This window comes from Arcobacter sp. L (genome assembly GCF_000284235.1).
GTDB lineage: Bacteria > Campylobacterota > Campylobacteria > Campylobacterales > Arcobacteraceae > Aliarcobacter > Aliarcobacter defluvii.
Window position 1 is genome coordinate 1,661,200 of sequence record NC_017192.1, and the last position, 17,693, is coordinate 1,678,892.

Below are 17,693 nucleotides of genomic sequence, written 5' to 3' on the forward strand. Positions count from 1 at the left end.
AAGGAAATATAAATGGTAAAAAAGCAACGACTTGAAAAGTTTTTATCTAAACATTTTGTTAGATACTCTTTAATTCCAATTTTAGTTGTTGAAGTTGCATTATTAGTGATGTACTTTTCAATCAATGCATATATTTCCTCAAAAAATATTAATTTATTACTTAATGAAGCCCAATCACATTCTCAAGCAATACTTGAGAATGAAGCTAATTTTATTAGTGAAAAATTAAATGAAGTTTCAAAAATAGCACTTCTTTTACAAAATGAACACCAAGCAATTTTTGAAAACCCAAATAGATTTGGTTTACCAAATAATGAACCAAAATTTGCAATTGCACAAAATGGTGTCTTTTATAAAACAAATGAAATAGGAGCAAGTTTATATTATTCTTCTAAAACACCTATATCACAAAAAGAAATAGATAAAGCAACATTTACTGAAGCTATGGATATATCTTTAAAAAGTGTTGTAGATATAAATCCGGATATTGTTGCAGCATATTTTAACTCTTGGGATAATATGAATCGTTTATATCCTTTTATTCCAAAAGTTTATGAGCAATATGGTGAACACATAAATATGGAAGATTATAATTTTTACTATTTAGCCAATAAAAAACATAATCCAGATAAAAAACCTGTTTGGACGGGAGCTTATCTTGATCCAGCTGGAAATGGTTGGATGTTATCATGTATAGTTCCAATATACAAAAATGATTTTTTAGAAGGAGTTACAGGACTTGATATTACAATTGATAGATTTGTTAAAAATATTTTAAATAGAAAACTTCCATATGATGCAAATTTATTTATGGTTGATAAAGATGGTATGATTATTGCTATGCCTGAAAAAATAGAAGAATTATTGGGACTAAAAGAGTTAAAAGAGCATTTATATACAGATGCTATTTTAAAAACTATTTCTAAACCTGAAGAATTTAATCTATTAAAAAATAAAAGTCCATTTGCAGAACATTTTAAAGATTTGATAAAAAATAATAAAACTCTTTCAACACTAAAAATCGACAATAATGAATATCTAACACTACAACAAAATATAAATGAAACAAACTGGAAACTAATGATTTTGATTGATAAAAAGAACATATTTGCATCAATTGAATATTTAAAAAATTTATCAGATAAAATTGGTTATATTGCTATTGTTTTATTATTAGTGTTTTATATCATATTTTTCTATTTATTATTAAAAAAAATCAATAAATTTTCTTTTTCAATTACTCAACCTATTATTGATTTATCTGAGCAAACTTCACAAATAAAAGAGACAAGCAATAAGGTAAAAATTTTTGATACAAATATATTAGAAATTTCTCAATTAAATCAAAATTTTTCAGAAATGATTAATGAATTAAATCAGAAAAACAAAAAACTATATGATGCAAAAGTTTTTGCAGAAGAAGCAAATAGAGCAAAAGATGATTTTCTTGCAAATATGAGTCATGAATTAAAAACTCCATTAAATTCAATAAATGTAATCAGTGATATTATGCTTAAAAATAAATCTAATTCTTTAGATGAAACTCAATTAAAAAATATCAAAATTATAAATAAATGTGGTAAAGATTTAATTTATTTAATAACAGATATTTTAGATTTATCAAAACTGGATGCAAAAAAAACAAATCTTATTATAGAAAAAATTGATATAAAAAAATCTATTCAAACAATCTATAATAAATTTTATGAACAAGCCAAAAATAAAAATTTGGAATTTGTTTTAGAAATAAATGAAGATATTGAAGATATTTATACAGATTTAGGAAAATTAAAACAAATAATCAATAATCTTTTAAGTAATGCTGTTAAATTTACAAATAAAGGTCAAATTAGATTAAAAGTTCAAAATGAAAATGATTTTATTAAAATAAATATAGAAGATGATGGTATTGGTATTGCTCAAGAGAATCTTAATAAAATTTTTGAAAGATTTAAACAAGTAGATAGTAGTACAACTAGAAAATATGGTGGAACAGGACTTGGATTAGCAATTTCTAAAGAATTATGTGAATTATTAGGTATAAAAATTGATGTAAAAAGTGAATTAAATAAAGGAACAATTTTTGAATTATTAATCCCTAAAAATTTTAGAAATGATATAAATAGTTCAAATGAAATGCTAAGTGTAATTGAAGATAAATCAACAATAAATTCATATGAAAATCTAGAATTAGAAAAAGATTCTACTAAGGAGAAAAAAAATAAAGATACTGTTTTAATTCTAAATAATGATCCAATCACTTTTTTAAATTTAATTACCGTATTAAATAAAAAATATATTGTTAAACAAACAAATTCCTTAGAAAAGTTGATTGATTTAAAAAATAAGAATGAAAATTCAAAAATTATAATTGATATTTCAAAATTAACTGATTTAGAAAGAAATCAAATAAATGAAAAATTAGTTAATAACTTGATTGTTCTTTATTCGAATGATGAATTAGATTTTATAAATAAAGATAAAATTGAAAAATCTTTTAAACTTCCAATTTCAAATGAAGAGATGAATAGTATATAAATAGATGATTTTTATCATCTATTTATTTTTAAAGTATAATAATAAACTTTAATCCTTTATCTGCATTTACTACTTCTAGTTTACCTTCAAAACTGTTTTCAACAATTATTTTAACTAAATATAAACCTATACCAGTTCCATTTTCTTTGGTTGTAAAATAAGGTTCTAATATTCTGTCTAAATTTTCTTTTTCAACACCACCTGCATTATCTTCTAAAATAAGAACTGTTTTATCATTTTCTTTATGTGCACTTATAAATATTTCTGGTTCTTTAATATCTCTTTCTTTAAATTCATCTAAAGAATTATTTACAATATTAATTATCAATTGTAACAATTCCGTTTCAACACCAAAAATTTTTAAATCTTCATCCAAATCTAAATTTATATTTGCACTATATACTTTTATTTTATTTTTTAATATCTCTTCTGTTTTAACAATGCAATTTTTAAGTAAAAATTCTTCCTTTTTTTTATTGGGTTTAAAAAAATTTAAAAAACCATTTATTGTAGCATCCATATAGTTAATCTGTTTTTTTGTATTATCTGAAAAACGTTTCATATGTTCTTCATCAAGTTCATTAAAATCATAAGACATATTTACATCATCACAATACATTGATAAAACATTTAATGGCTGTTTTAATTGATGAGAAATTAAACCTACCATTTCGCCCATTGAAGCAATTCTGCTATTTTGAATTAGTAAATCTTGAGTTTCATTTAATTTTTCTGTTGTTGCTTTTATTTTGTTATAAATATCTATATAAATCTTTAATTTTGAAGTTAAAAGATGTTTGTCAATTGGCTTAGTTATATATTCAACACCACCAACATCATAACCTTTACTTTTATATTCATCTTTATCATAAATACCTGTTATAAAAATTATTGGTATATGTTTAATTGAATCTATACCTTTTATATATTGAGCAAATTCAAATCCATCAATATCTGGCATTTGAATATCAGTTAAAATCAAATCAATATTATTTTCAACTAATATTTTAATCGCTTCTTTAGCATTTAATGCTGTAAAAATATTTACATCAAAACTCTCTTCAATTAATAATCTCAATGAATAAATATTTTCTTCTATATCATCTACAATCAAAATAGCAAATTTTTCCATTTTATTCCTATAATTTTTAAGTGAAATATTAATTTAAAAAATTTCATCTTTATATTTATCTATTAATTTAATTATATTATAAAAAAGTATTATAAAAATATCATTTTATCAAGTTTTATTATAGTTATTTTTTTAATGGAATAAAAATTGTAAATATTTCAAACAATTTTTTATATAACAAAATTATGATTTTATGTTACACTTAAGTTGTACGATTATATAAGAAAAGATAAGTTATTTTTTAAATTATTAAATTTTAATTTAAATAAAATAATATTTATATTATTTACTAAGCGATAAAAATGAGAATTGAAAAGAATTTTATTTTTGATAAAATTAAATGTAATGTTTTAATAGTAGATAACTCAAAAGTTATAAATGAAATATTGACAAAAGAGTTTAATAATAAAGGTTACATAACTTTTAATGTATCAACAATAGAAAAAGCAAAAGAAATAATCAAAAAAGAAAAAATAAACTATTTATTATTTGATATAAATCTTATTGAAATAAAAGATAATAATTTTATTACTATTTTAAATAAAAATTCTATAAAGTTTTTTGCTTTATCAAAAGAAAAAAACAATGAAAAAAAAGAGTCTTTTACAAATATTGGAGCTATTGATTTTATTATAAAAGATGATTTTTTGGTAAATAGAAGTAAACAAATTCTTGAAACTATCGAAAAAATTGAAAAAAATAAAAACAATACAATTTTAATTATTGATGATTCTTCTAATAAACAACAAAAATTCAAGAATTTACTAGAAAAAAGAAATTATCAAGTTGTTTTATCTTCAAATCTAGATGATTTTTCTGAAATAATAGATTCTACGCAGCCTGATTTAGTTTTATTAAATGGCAATTCAAAAAATTATAATCTAATATCTTTTTTAGAAAAAAATGAATTTTTAATTAATAAATTACAAATTCCAATAATATTAAAAGATATAAAAAATATATCAAATATCAAAGAGGCTTATAATTTAGGTGTTGTAGATATTTTAAGAACACCAGTTTTAATTGAAGAATTATATTTAAAAATTGATTTATGGATTGATTATAAAAAAAGACAAAAAGAATCAATTCATTCTTCTTTATTATTGCAAGAATACAAAGATGCAGTTGATGAAAGTTCAATTGTTTCAAAAACAAATGATAAAGGAATTATAACTTATGTAAATAAACAATTTTGTTTATTATCTGGTTATAAAAAAGAAGAATTAATAGGTAAAAGTCACAATATTGTAAGACATCCAGATAGTTCTAAAAAACTCTTTGAGGAAATTTGGGACACAATAAAAAATAAAAAAAGAATTTGGAAAGGAAAAATAAAAAATAAAAAAAAAGATGGTGGTTATTATTGGGTTGAAGCTTTTATAAAACCTATTTTAGATAAAAATGGAAACATAGAAGAATTTATTGCTTTAAGAAATGATATAACAGAACAAGAAAATGTAAAAGAGTATTTTAAACTAAAATTAAAAGGTTCAGAAGAAAATTTAAATCATTCAATAAAACTTGCAAAAGAGTATGAAAATGCAATTGATATAAGTAATATCTTATTAAGAACTAATAACTTTGGAGAGATTACTTATGTGAATGACAAGTTTTTAGAACTAACTAAATTTTCAAGAAAAGAGTTAATTGGAGCAGATTATAAGATTTTTAAACATGAGGATATTGAAGATTCTTTATTTAAAAATCTTGAACTATTAATTGATGATAAAAAGATTTTTAACAAAATTTTAAATAATAAATCAAAAAATGGTGATAATTACTGGATAAATATAACTATTGTTCCAATTAAAGATGATAATAATTTTACGATTGAATATATGTGGATTATAAATGATTTAACAGAATTATTTAAATTAAATGAAGAGATTCAATCAACTCAAAAAGAGATTATCTATAAAATGGGAGAAATTGGAGAAACAAGAAGTAAAGAAACAGGAAATCATGTAAAAAGAGTTGCAGAATATTCTAAACTTCTAGCTTTATTATATGGTATTGATAAAAATGAAGCTGATAATCTTTTAATTGCTTCACCTATGCATGATATTGGAAAAGTTGGTATCCCTGATTCTATATTGAAAAAACCTGATAAACTAACAATTGAAGAATTTGAATTAATGAAAGAACACTCTATAATTGGATATAACATTTTGAAAGATTCAAATAGAGATATTTTAAAAACTGCTGCAATTGTAGCAAAAGAACATCATGAAAAATATGATGGAAGTGGCTATCCATTGGGATTAAAAGGTGAAGAAATCCACATTTATGGAAGAATAACAGCTATTGCAGATGTTTTTGATGCACTTGGAAGTGACAGATGTTACAAAAAAGCATGGAAAGATGAAAAAATTTTTGAATTATTAAAAAAAGAAAAAGGAAAACATTTCGATCCAATACTTGTAGACCTATTTTTCGAGAATATCGATGAATTTATTGAGATTAGAAATAAATATAAAGATTAAAAGAATTAAAATCAAAATGTTACTTTTTTCTATACTTTTATAATCTCTGTTACTATATTTCTGGATTTGCTATGTTTATACTGCGTTTTTATTTTATAATGTCACATATTTAAAGAATTATAATAGAAGGTTTTAAAAATGAGTAGTGAAGAAGTAAAAAGAGAAAAGTCTCTTACAATGACTATGTTAATGACTCCAGATAAAGCTAATTTTTCTGGGAAAAATGTTCATGGTGGTGAAATCTTAAAAATGTTAGATCATGTTGCATATGCTTGTGCAGCAAGATACACAGGAATGTATGCTGTGACATTATCAGTTGATATGGTTTTATTTAAAGACCCAATAAAAATAGGTTCTCTTGTTACTTTCCATGCTTCTGTTAATTATACAGGAAGAACATCGATGGAAATTGGAATCAAAGTAATTTCAGAAGATATAAAAGATCATACGATTAAAAATACAAATGTTTGTTATTTTACTATGATTGCAGTTGATGAACATGGTAAACCAGCTCCTGTACCAAAATTAGATTTAGTAACAGAAGATGATAAAAGAAGATATAATGATGCAATTCAAAGAAGAGAAATTAGAATGGCTTCTAGACATTCAAAATAATAAATAATTCATTTATTAAAAAAAAAGGGGGAAGATTTAAATCTTCCCCCCCTTTTTTTTTAATTAAAAGATATATTAAGCCTCTTCTTTAGACTCAATATATTCTTCATAAGTTCCTTTAAAATCAATTATTGTTCCACCTGGTTGAATTTCAATAATTCTATTTGCATATGCATCTAATAATTCCCTATCATGAGATACACAAATAACAGAACCTGCATAATCATTTAAACCTTCACCTAAAGCAATAATTGCTTCTAAATCTAAGTGATTTGTAGGTTCATCTAAAACTAAGAAATTCCCTTGTTCTAACATGATTTTAGAAAGCATCATTCTGTGTTTTTCTCCCCCAGAACATGAGTTTACTTTTTTCTCTTGCTCTTGACCATTAAACAACATTCTTCCAAGACAATTTCTAATTTCAGAAATATCAGCATCTCTATCACAATTTCTTAACCAATCATAAAGTGTAATATCACCTTCAATTATATCTGTTGCATTTTGTGGGAAATAAGAGTTTTGAATAGTTGCACCCCATAGAACTTCTCCACTATCAGGTTTTAAATTTCCTTCTAAGATTTCACATAAAGTAGTTTTTCCAATACCATTTGTTCCAATAAGAGCAATTTTATCACCTTTTTCTACTGTAAATGAAATATCATTTAAAACAATATGGTCATCATAAGATTTAGAGATATTTTTAACTGTTAATAGCTCTTTCCCTACCTCTCTTTTTTGTTTAAAAATAATAGAAGGATCACGTCTGCTTGATACTTGAATTGCACCAACATCTAGTTTATCAAGTTGTTTTTGTCTTGAAGTTGCTTGTTTTGCTTTAGAAGCATTTGCACTAAATCTAGCGATAAATTTTTCAAGTTCTTCTTTTTCTTTTAATTTTTTACTAACATCTTTTTCATTTTGTTTTGCAATTAGAGTTGATGCAATATACCAATCATCATAAGTTCCAGTAAATTCTCTAATTTGTTTAAAATCAACATCTAAAATATGAGTACAAACTGCATTTAAAAAGTGTCTATCGTGAGAAATTACAACCATTGTTCCATCATGATGTTGTAATTGATTTTCTAACCAACCAATTGTTGCAATATCTAAGTTATTAGTAGGCTCATCTAAAAATAAAACATCTGGTTTTGGATATAAAACTTGTGCTAATAAAACTTTAAATTTATCTCCACCAGTTAATGTACTCATTAAATCTTGATGAGATGAAGCTGGAAATCCTAAATCTTCTAAAATTCTTGTAATTTTTACATCATATTCATAAGTTGGATCTTCTTCACAACAGATAATTTCAAGTTCAGCAAGTCTATTATTTACTTCATCAGTAAATTCTGGACTCATATAAAGTTCTTCTTTTTCTTTTACAGCGTCATATAATTTTTTATTTCCTAAAAGAACTGTATCAAAAATTGAGTAATTTTCATATGCAAATTGATTTTGTGATAATACTCCAACTTTTTTACCATTTTGGATTTGAACTTCACCCTCTGTTGCTTCTTCTTGACCTGATAATATTTTTAAAAATGTAGTCTTACCAGCACCATTTGCACCGATAAGTCCGTATCTTTTCCCCGTATCTAATTTTAAATTTATATCTTGAAATAAAACTCTTGGACCAAAAGCTTTTTTAAGATTGACAGTTTGAACCATATTATAATTCTCTCCATTTATTTTATTTACTTAATTGTATTGATTTTGCGATTATATCTAAAAAAATATATTTAGGACTTAATTACTTTTTTTATAACTCTTTTTCAAAAGCCAATTTCATAATATCTTCTTCACTTACAATATCACTATTATCTTCATTTGGTGGATTTTTTATCCATAAAACTTTTGTTTTTAATTGATCCAATTGATATTTAGTTAAGTTTTTAATTAAAGTATCATTTATCATCTCTTTTGTCAAAGTTCCTGCATTTAGCATTTTTTTGATAACTTTTTCTAAATTCTTTTTAGTTGCTTCAAATGCTTTTTCTTCATCAGTTAATGAAATATACTCTTCATCTAAATATTTCATTACTGAATCACCTGGATATTTATAAGTTGTAACTCCCTTATAATTGTATTTCTGACACTTTAATCTTGGAATATACACACCTGTAAAAACATATCCTAAAACAGTATTTAACCCTTCTAATGATCGTAAAGGGTTATGAGAACAGATATAATCACCCTTAACCATAGTTGGTGAATTTAACAAAGAAGTAATATTATTATGTAAAATAATAAAACTTCCTTTTACTTCTTTTGGTCCACCTCTTAATGAATTTAATTCATTTTTGTGAGCTAAGAAACTTCCTGTTACTTTCTTAGGACTTCCATCCAAAGATACTAATTCATTTTCACTAATATCAAAATCACCATCAACAAAATTAAAGTTTATAGGTAATTTAAATAAATTTGTTAGTCTTCCTGATAACTTAACATCTCCTTGAACATCAACTGAACCATCGGGCAAAATAGAGAAGTTTTTAATTTCATATTTATTTAACCAATTAACAATATCTTCATTGTTAATAAGAGCAACCATTGGTTTATAAATATGTGCTATAACATCACTACCTTTATATTTCCAGAATTTTTCTTCTTCATTAAATCTTGATGTTAAATTATTTAATTTAATATTAGTTACTAAATCTCCACCTATTTCATCTGCAAGACCTTCTAAATCACTTAGATTATTTCCATTACAAATATAATCATGTTTAACAGTAACTGGACCACCAGTAAGTCTTTCTAAAAAGTTGTTTGAACAATCAAAATAAGTATCTATATTTTTAGGACCACCTTCTAATGAAACTAATTTATTATCATTACATTTGAAATGTCCTTTTATAGTTCTAGGACTTGCTTTTATTGATTTTAATTCATTAAATGAACAATTAAAACTCCCTTTTACTTCTTTTGGAGCATAAGATAAAGTTTTTAATTGATTATATGAACAATCAAAATCACCAACTTCTGTAGGGCAATCAAATAAAGAGATTAATTTATTTTTTGAACAATTAAAATCTTTTACAACAGTTTTTGGACACCCTTCTAGTGAAGTTAGATTATTATTACTAATATCAAAATATCCTTCTATTCTATCAAATTTTATAGGAAGTTTTTTACCATTTAATCTCTCATTTAAATTTACATTTCCTTGAACTGAAACATATAAATCTTCCGAAATCATATAATTATTTATTGAATGTTCTTTTAACCAATTTTCGATTTCTCCAAGATTAAACATAACCTACCTTTTTGATATTTTTTGGTATTTTAGCATTTAATTTCTTATATAGGAATATAATTTATAGATATAAAATATTCAATATTTAATTATTATGATAAAGTAATTATTTTTCTCATTTTAGTTATAAAATAAATCAAATTATTAATTTTACAATCGAATATTGCTAAAAAAATAAACAACATAAAAATATTATTTATAAAGCATTATTTAAAATTTGAGTTAATACTTCTTTAGTATAAATATTATCTAATCTTGAATGTTTTGCATTATTTAAAATATTTTCAACAATAACTTCTATATCACTTTGTTTTATATTTAACTGACCTAATTTTGTTGGTGTTCCAATTTTATTAAACCAATTTTCTAGTGCTTCTATTCCTTCTTGAGAAGAGTAAACTCCGAAAATTTCATTTGCAAATCTTTCAAATTGAGCTACATTATTTCTATAGTACCATTTCATCCAAGCTGGCATTACAACTGATAATCCTGCTCCATGAGCAACATTAAATAAAGCTGATAAAGAGTGTTCTATCATATGATTTGGAAATGAATATTCACTAACTCCTAAATAAGTTGTACCATTTAAAGCATTTGTTGCAGCCCAAGCAAATTCTGCTCTTGCATCATAATTTTCGCTATCTTTTAGTAAGATTTCAGTAGTTTCAATAACTGTTGAAATATTTGATTCCACATATTTTGAAATTATAGTGGGATGAACTTTTGCAGTAAAATATCCTTCAATAGAATGAGCAATAATATCAGCTGCAGAATAAACTAAATAATCTTTTGATACTGATTTTTGAAGTTCTGGATTTATAACTGAGACTTTAGGATAAATATGATTTGACATAATTGAATATTTTTCTTTTGTCTTTTCATTTGTTACAACGGCAAAAGAGTTCATCTCACTTCCAGTTGCAGCTAACGTGATAATATCAAAAACATTTAAAGCTTTTTCAATAGTTCTACTACCAATAAAAAAATCCCAAACATCTCCATCATCCAAAGCACCAACTGCAATTGATTTAGAACTATCTAGTACAGAACCTCCTCCTAGACTTAAAATTGCTTCAACTTTTTGTTCTTTTGCTAAAGTTATTCCTTCTCTTACTTTTGATAAAACAGGATTACTTATAATTCCACCAAGTTCTATAAATTCAATATTAAACTCTTTTAGACTTTCAATTACAATATCAAATAAACCATCTTTTTTTATTCTATTACTACCATAAGTTAAAAGCACTTTTTTAACTCCATACTCACTTATATATTTCCCTATATTTTTTTCTTTATTTTTCCCAAATTCTATTCTTGTTGGATTTCTGTATGTAAAATTTTGCATTATAAAACTCCTATTTTATTTAATTTTTTTATTATATAAAAAAGTGTTTATTTGAAATAGAAAGATAATCCACAAAGATTGCCTAATTCTGTAAATTTAAAAAATTAAGCAATACTATTATTTTTGATATGAAAAGAGTGAGCTTTAGGAGACATTCCAAACATTCTTGAATATTCTCTGCTAAATTGAGAAGGAGATTCATAACCAACACAAAATGCAACTTCAGAAGCTTCAATATTTTGGCTAAGCAAAATATTTTTTGCTTCTTCTAATCTAATCTTTTTTTGAAATTGCAAAGGAGACATTGAAGTAACTTTTTTAAAATTTTGGTATAAAGATGATTCGCTAATACCAATAGATTTTGATAAATCTTTCATATTAATAGTTTTATCAAAATTATTTTTTATTTCACTTATTGCTTTTACTATTTGATTTGTTAAAGTTCCTTCTAAAACATGATGTTTTAGAAAATCACTGCTTGTTTGTAACAGAATATAAATTATCTCTTTTTTGATTAAAGAAGAAAAAAATTCAATATCTTTTTCATTTTTTTCAAGTAGTTTTACTAATCTATAAATAGGTTCCAATAGAGTTTCATCTAATTGATATAAGCAAAACCCTTTTTGAACATCTATTTTATTTTCAATTTTATAATTTGTAGTTTGTTTTAAAACTTCATAAATTTCTTCCAGTGAAAATTTTACCATCAGAGCAATATAAGGCAAATCTTTTGAAGCCATATTTATTTTAACTTTTACAGGAATATGTGTACAAGCTAATAAATATCTAGTAGAATCATAACTATACATCTCATCAGCAAATCCTATAGCCTTTTCTCCTTGTAAAATAATACATAAAGAGGGCTCATAAACAACACTTGTGAATTCACTTTGTTCAGTTGTTATAAAAAATTTAAGAGCTGAAATATTTGTGTCAATTATTCCCTCTTGATTTTTATTTTCTATATAATTTATTAAATTTTTTTGATAATTCATTTTGATTCCTAAAATGAAATTATTACAAAATTTATAGAATTAAGCAATAAAAAAATATACATTATAAAAATTGCACTTTATTTCTACCACTATTTTTTACTATATATAAAGCTTTATCTGCTCTATTTACAATAGAAGTTTCAGTATCATTATTTTTGCTAATTGTTACACCAAAACTACAAGTTTTTTTACCAACTATACCAAAATTATAATTTTCTATCTCTTTTCTTAGTTTTTCTGCAAATAAAAGAAGATCTTTTTCTTTTGAATCAGGAGCAATAATCAAAAACTCTTCTCCACCCCATCTTCCTAGAATATCGCTACTTCTAACATTTTTTTTAAGAAGTGATGAAATTTCAACTAAAACTTCATCTCCTATATTATGTCCAAAAGTATCATTTATATCTTTAAAAAAATCAATATCTAAAATAATTAATCCAAAACTTATATTTGTTCTATTAAATCTTGATAATTCATATTTTAAAACTTCATCTAATTTATGTCTATTATAAAGCGTAGTTAATTTATCTGTATTTGAAATTCTTTGCAATTCAAAATTTTTTATTTCTAATATATCTTGAAGTTTTTTCAATGAATCCAATGCTTTTTTTGTTTTTTCTTTCTCACTATAAAGTTTTCTATTCCAATAAGTAGAAATAAAAATTAAAAGGAATATAGGAATTAAAATCTTCCATAACATCGAATAATCTACTGATTGTTCAAATTTTATTGAAAACCACTTATTATAAGCAATTTGTTTATCATTATCAGAAAGTGAATTTACTGCTTTTTCAAAAATTTTATTTAAAATAGATTCATCATTTCTCGTTGCAATAGATAATTCCCATTTTTCATCAAGTTTACCTGCAACTTTTATATTATAAAAACTATTTTCTTTAATTGTATAACCAATAGAAATTAAAGTATCAATAAATGCAAAAACTTTTTTTTCAGAGAGTAAAGTCAAACCTTCTTTTACATTATTTACCTCTACAAACTTCGTATTAGGATATTTTTTCTTTAAAAATTCAGTAAAAGCATAATCTTTTACTAATGCAATTTTTTTATCTAAAATGTGTTCAATATTTTCAACAAATAACTCTTTATCTAAAGTAGCAATAACAAAAGGAGAAGAAAAATATGGAGTTGTAAAATCTAAATACTCTTCTCTTTCTTTTGTTTTCATAGCTAGAGATAAAATATCACATTCTTTATTTTTTATAAAATCTAAACTCTGTTTCCAAGAAGATGTTTTTACTAATTCAATGTTGAGATTCAATTTATGTGACATAGTTTTTATCAAATCTGCTGATATTCCTTCATGTAAACCATTTTCATTTATTCTTTCAAGAGGCATCCAATTAGGATCAACACACATTTTAATCAATCTTTTTTTTGATAAATAAACTACTTCTTCTTCATTAAGTTTTATACTTGAATTGTCAAATTCTTTAATATCATTTTCTTTTCCAAACCATTTTTCTTCTAATTCATTTAACTCTTTAAAGGTTAAACTTTTTAGTCCTTTATTTAAAAGTTGATTTAAAATAGGCTTATCTTTAGAAACCAAAAATCGATAAGAAGTTCTTTCTAAACTATTAAATTCATCAAAAGGCAATGATAACTTCAGATTTGTAAAACCTCTTTTTTTAGTTAGATATTTAAAAATTAGATTTTCACCGATTAAAGCATAAGCTTCACCTTTAGAAACGGCCTCTAACATATCTTCAAAACTATCAACAACTAATAATTTTATTTTTGGATAGTTTTTTGAAATATACTCTTCACTTGCCCAATATTTTCCTACAACTAATATTTTTCCATTTAAATCTTCAATATTCTGTATATCAGGATTATCTTTTCTAATAATAAAGTGTGTTTGATACCAAAGATATGGTTCAGAGAAAAAACCATCATTTTCTCTTTGAGAAGTTTTACTCAAGGTATGCAATAAATCTATTTTTTTATCTTTAAAATCATTATATAATTCAACCCAATTACCATTTACATACTCAAATTTTAATCCTATCTTTTTTGATAAAAGGTTCAATAAATCTATACTAAAACCATACGGTTCTCCACCAATAGAAAAATCAAAAGGAGGAAAATTTATCTCATTACTTACTTTTATTATTGGATTATCTTTCAAAAAAGCTTTTTCTTTATTAGTCAAAGAAATTGTAGATTCATTTGATATAAAAAGTAAATCTTCTAAATTATCTCTTTTAGGAGCAAATCCTAACTCAATGTATAATTCAGAAATTTTTTTCACTTTATTAATATCAATACTTCCTAATGGATAATTTTTTTGTAAAATAAATTTTTTACTCTCATTTGCTTCAAAAATAAGTGCATCTTTTGTTTTATTTTGAGTATTATATTTTTCTAAAATTACATTTACAGTTTCATCTACATTTTTTAAAGCATAATCCCAACCTTTATTCGTTGCTTCTATAAAATCTTTTATTAATACTGAATTTTGCTCTACAAATTTTCTTGAACTAAAAAGATTAACATCATAAAACTCTACACCATAATTATTAGGGTCTAAAATATTATAAGGGATTCCCTTTTTTATAAAATAGTATGGTTCATTTGGTAAAAAAGTTGAACTTGCATCAATATTATCTTTTTCAAAATCTGGAATTTTAAAATTTGGCTCAACTATATTTAAACTATCTTTAGAAATGTTGAAAAATTTAAACATCTGTTGAAAACTTGCACTTGATACATCAAAAAAAGGTATCATTACTCTTTTTCCAACTAAATCTTCAGGCGTTCTAATTTCTGGTTTTGTTATTAATGCAAGAGGAGATCTTTTAAAATAATTAGCAAGAAAAACAACATCTTTACCATTTAGCCATTCATTTATTATCCCTGAACCCCAAACACCAATCTGGTTCTCTTCATTTAATATTTTATCTGTAATATTTGTTTTTCCATCAAACTCTACAAACTCTACATCTATCCCAAATTTTTGATAAAAACCTTTTTCTTTTGCCATATAAAAACCAGCGAATTCAAATTGGTGTTTCCATTGTAGTTGAAGTTTTATTTTTTGATTTTGAGTAGTTGCATAAGAATTTAATGAGAAAATAAAAACAAAAAGAAAAAGAATACTTTTTAATCTCAATATAAACCTTTTATTATTCAATAATTTTTATCAATTATAGCTACTAAATGATAAAACCATAATAATATCTTTTTTACATAAATTTTAGTTTCTAATTTTTTATAGTTAATCTATAACCAAAGCTATAAATATTTTCTATATTTAAAAGTGGTATTTTCTTTCTAAGTCTTGAAATAATATTTTTTAAATTAGAAATATCAGCCTGATTTGTAAAATCATCTTTCCATAGATAAGTTATTATTTCTTCATTTGTATATATTTTTTCTGGGTATTTTAAAAGTAATTCTATTAAATAAAACTCTTTTTTTGTTAACTTTATAACTTTATCTTTTAAACTTAATTGTTTTAACTCTTTATTCCAAAATAAATCTTTATCAATTTCTACTAAATTTGAAATTTTAATATCTTTTTTATATTTTAATTCATAAATATTTTTTGATATTTTATAGATTACTTCTAAAAAATTGTTATAGTCAATAGGTTTTAAAATAAATTGAGAAATTCCAATATTTACAAGTTCCATCAAATAGTCAGCTTCATTGTGAGCAGATAAAACAATAACTTTTTGTTTATCATTTAATTTATAAATATTTTTTATCAATTCAATTCCATTCATATTTGGCATTTGAATATCAGTAATTACTAAATCATAATAATTTTTATCTAATTTATAGTTTTCACTATATTTAAAAAAACCTTCTTTACCATCAACAGCAATATCAACTTTTTCAAATATATCTCCTAGTAAAAAACCCATCTCTTTTATTATATTTTCATCATCTTCAACAAATAAAACCGATATTTTTTTACCATATTCTTCTAAGGAGATATAATTTATCAAAATTTTTCCTTTAATGAGCCTCTAAAATAGTTTTTACATCAATTATTATACCAATACTTCCATCACCTCGAACTGTTGCACCAGCAACACTATCCACTTTTCTGAAGTTCGTTTCTATAGTTTTTAAAACTACTTGTTGTTGTTGTAGAAATTCATCGATTAAAAATGCTGCTTTTTGACCTTGTGATTTTACAATTATTAAAAGTCCATCTTCTAGTTTTTTTGATTTTGGTGTTATATTAAAATACTCATATAATTTTATTATAGGAATAAACTCATTTCTTAACATCAATAACTGGCTACTTCCATCTCCAACATATTTAATCATATCTTTTGTTGGCTGTATTGATTCTACTATTGAAGCAGTTGGAAGAATAAATATACTATTTCCAATTTTAATATTTAATCCATCTAATATAGAATGAGTTAAAGGAATAATAATTGAAACTTTTGTTCCAACTTTTTCTACACTCTCAATTTCTAAGTTTCCATTAAATTTAGAAATATTTTCTTTTAATTCACTTATGTTTTCAATATCTTCTTTATCTACTATATCCCCATCATCAACAACTGAAAATGAGATTTGTCCATTTAATTGTTCAATAACTACTTTTACTATTGCTTCTTCATTTTTATCGTTTAAAACTCTTTGATCTACTGTTTCTATTCCAAATAAAACAGCATTTGAAATAAGTTTTTTTATTAATAAATCTAATTGCTCAATTAAAGATTTATCAACCTTGATTTCTCCTCCAACTAATTGAAGTTTTACTTTTTTATTTTGTGGAACTATTTGTTTTAAATAATCAGCATATATTTCATACATTGTTCCAAATTTAATCATTCTTATTTCTGTAGCATAATCTTGAAGTTCAACAATATGCCTTTGCAAAAGAGTAATTTTTTCTATTAAACTCTTTTTTTCATCACTTGAAGGTAGATTTTCTACTGATTGAGCCATCATAGAATTTGTTATTACTAAATCCCCTACTTTATTTAAAAGTTTTTCCAATTTTTGTAAATCAACTGTTACATTTGTATTTGTCATTTTTCTCTCTTGTTTTTAATTTTTTTAAATACATTGAGCTTTATCTTCATAATTGCCACTTCTCAAATTTAGCACTTTATTGACTTTGTAAATTTTACCTTCTTTTTTACAAATCTCTTCTGTAACTTGGTTTTGAGTACAACCTAAGAATAAACAATTAATAAGAAGAATAAGAAATAAGTTTTTCATGCTAGCTCCTTTGACTATATATCTTATTATACTATTAATTTTTATAAAAAAATAATATTTTATGAAAATTACTCATAATTCTGTATATTTTGTATTTAATTAGATAAAATCTATA

12 protein-coding genes are annotated in these 17,693 nt (G+C 23.5%); 3 read left to right on the forward strand and 9 right to left on the reverse strand.

The window, feature by feature from the left end:
• Window positions 1-12 precede the first annotated feature (12 nt).
• Window positions 13-2,538, forward strand: a complete 2,526-nt coding sequence (locus tag ABLL_RS14710; protein WP_014474346.1) for a sensor histidine kinase — start codon at window positions 13-15, stop codon at window positions 2,536-2,538.
• Window positions 2,539-2,566: 28 nt separating this feature from the next.
• Here ABLL_RS14710 and ABLL_RS08320 read toward each other — a convergent pair whose 3' ends face one another.
• The gene (locus tag ABLL_RS08320) at window positions 2,567-3,670 is read right to left on the reverse strand and encodes a response regulator (RefSeq protein ID WP_014474347.1); all 1,104 of its coding nucleotides are present in this window, start codon (window positions 3,668-3,670) and stop codon (window positions 2,567-2,569) included.
• Window positions 3,671-3,972: 302 nt separating this feature from the next.
• Here ABLL_RS08320 and ABLL_RS08325 point away from each other — a divergent pair, with 302 nt between their 5' ends.
• Window positions 3,973-6,153 carry a PAS domain S-box protein gene (locus ABLL_RS08325; protein WP_014474348.1) on the forward strand — a complete coding sequence of 727 codons (2,181 nt, stop codon included), beginning with the start codon at window positions 3,973-3,975 and terminating at the stop codon, window positions 6,151-6,153.
• 138 nt (window positions 6,154-6,291) lie between these two features.
• Window positions 6,292-6,768 (forward strand): acyl-CoA thioesterase, encoded by a 477-nt coding sequence (locus ABLL_RS08330; RefSeq protein ID WP_014474349.1) that lies wholly within the window; start codon window positions 6,292-6,294, stop codon window positions 6,766-6,768.
• A gap of 75 nt (window positions 6,769-6,843) precedes the next feature.
• On the opposite strand, the gene abc-f is transcribed toward ABLL_RS08330, so the two are convergent.
• The 8 genes from abc-f to ABLL_RS15065 form a co-directional block, all read right to left on the reverse strand.
• Window positions 6,844-8,439, reverse strand: a complete 1,596-nt coding sequence (gene abc-f / locus ABLL_RS08335; RefSeq protein ID WP_014474350.1) for a ribosomal protection-like ABC-F family protein — start codon at window positions 8,437-8,439, stop codon at window positions 6,844-6,846.
• Window positions 8,440-8,530: 91 nt separating this feature from the next.
• Window positions 8,531-10,027 carry a hypothetical protein gene (locus ABLL_RS08340; protein ID WP_014474351.1) on the reverse strand — a complete coding sequence of 499 codons (1,497 nt, stop codon included), beginning with the start codon at window positions 10,025-10,027 and terminating at the stop codon, window positions 8,531-8,533.
• 196 nt (window positions 10,028-10,223) lie between these two features.
• On the reverse strand, window positions 10,224-11,372 hold the full coding sequence (locus ABLL_RS08345) for an iron-containing alcohol dehydrogenase (RefSeq protein ID WP_014474352.1): 1,149 nt from the start codon (window positions 11,370-11,372) through the stop codon (window positions 10,224-10,226).
• 104 nt (window positions 11,373-11,476) lie between these two features.
• On the reverse strand, window positions 11,477-12,367 hold the full coding sequence (locus ABLL_RS08350) for an AraC family transcriptional regulator (RefSeq protein ID WP_014474353.1): 891 nt from the start codon (window positions 12,365-12,367) through the stop codon (window positions 11,477-11,479).
• Window positions 12,368-12,428: 61 nt separating this feature from the next.
• Window positions 12,429-15,500, reverse strand: a complete 3,072-nt coding sequence (locus ABLL_RS08355; protein ID WP_014474354.1) for a diguanylate cyclase — start codon at window positions 15,498-15,500, stop codon at window positions 12,429-12,431.
• 91 nt (window positions 15,501-15,591) lie between these two features.
• Window positions 15,592-16,341 carry a response regulator transcription factor gene (locus ABLL_RS08360; protein ID WP_014474355.1) on the reverse strand — a complete coding sequence of 250 codons (750 nt, stop codon included), beginning with the start codon at window positions 16,339-16,341 and terminating at the stop codon, window positions 15,592-15,594.
• Window positions 16,342-16,351: 10 nt separating this feature from the next.
• Window positions 16,352-17,389: a chemotaxis protein CheW gene (locus ABLL_RS08365; RefSeq protein ID WP_014474356.1), complete on the reverse strand. Its 1,038-nt coding sequence runs from the start codon at window positions 17,387-17,389 to the stop codon at window positions 16,352-16,354.
• 24 nt (window positions 17,390-17,413) lie between these two features.
• A complete protein-coding gene (locus tag ABLL_RS15065; protein WP_158310009.1) occupies window positions 17,414-17,578 on the reverse strand; it encodes a hypothetical protein in 165 nt (54 codons plus the stop codon).
• Window positions 17,579-17,693 lie beyond the last annotated feature (115 nt).

Excerpts from the sequence above, each read along its gene's own strand:
- abc-f (WP_014474350.1), bottom strand. The coding sequence starts at position 8,439 with ATGGTTCAAACTGTCAATCTTAAAAAAGCTTTTGGTCCAAGAGTTTTA.
- ABLL_RS08320 (WP_014474347.1), bottom strand. The coding sequence starts at position 3,670 with ATGGAAAAATTTGCTATTTTGATTGTAGATGATATAGAAGAAAATATT.
- ABLL_RS08340 (WP_014474351.1), bottom strand. The coding sequence starts at position 10,027 with ATGTTTAATCTTGGAGAAATCGAAAATTGGTTAAAAGAACATTCAATA.
- ABLL_RS08330 (WP_014474349.1), top strand. The coding sequence starts at position 6,292 with ATGAGTAGTGAAGAAGTAAAAAGAGAAAAGTCTCTTACAATGACTATG.
- ABLL_RS08365 (WP_014474356.1), bottom strand. The coding sequence starts at position 17,389 with ATGACAAATACAAATGTAACAGTTGATTTACAAAAATTGGAAAAACTT.
- ABLL_RS08325 (WP_014474348.1), top strand. The coding sequence starts at position 3,973 with ATGAGAATTGAAAAGAATTTTATTTTTGATAAAATTAAATGTAATGTT.
- ABLL_RS08350 (WP_014474353.1), bottom strand. The coding sequence starts at position 12,367 with ATGAATTATCAAAAAAATTTAATAAATTATATAGAAAATAAAAATCAA.
- ABLL_RS15065 (WP_158310009.1), bottom strand. The coding sequence starts at position 17,578 with ATGAAAAACTTATTTCTTATTCTTCTTATTAATTGTTTATTCTTAGGT.
- ABLL_RS14710 (WP_014474346.1), top strand. The coding sequence starts at position 13 with ATGGTAAAAAAGCAACGACTTGAAAAGTTTTTATCTAAACATTTTGTT.
- ABLL_RS08345 (WP_014474352.1), bottom strand. The coding sequence starts at position 11,372 with ATGCAAAATTTTACATACAGAAATCCAACAAGAATAGAATTTGGGAAA.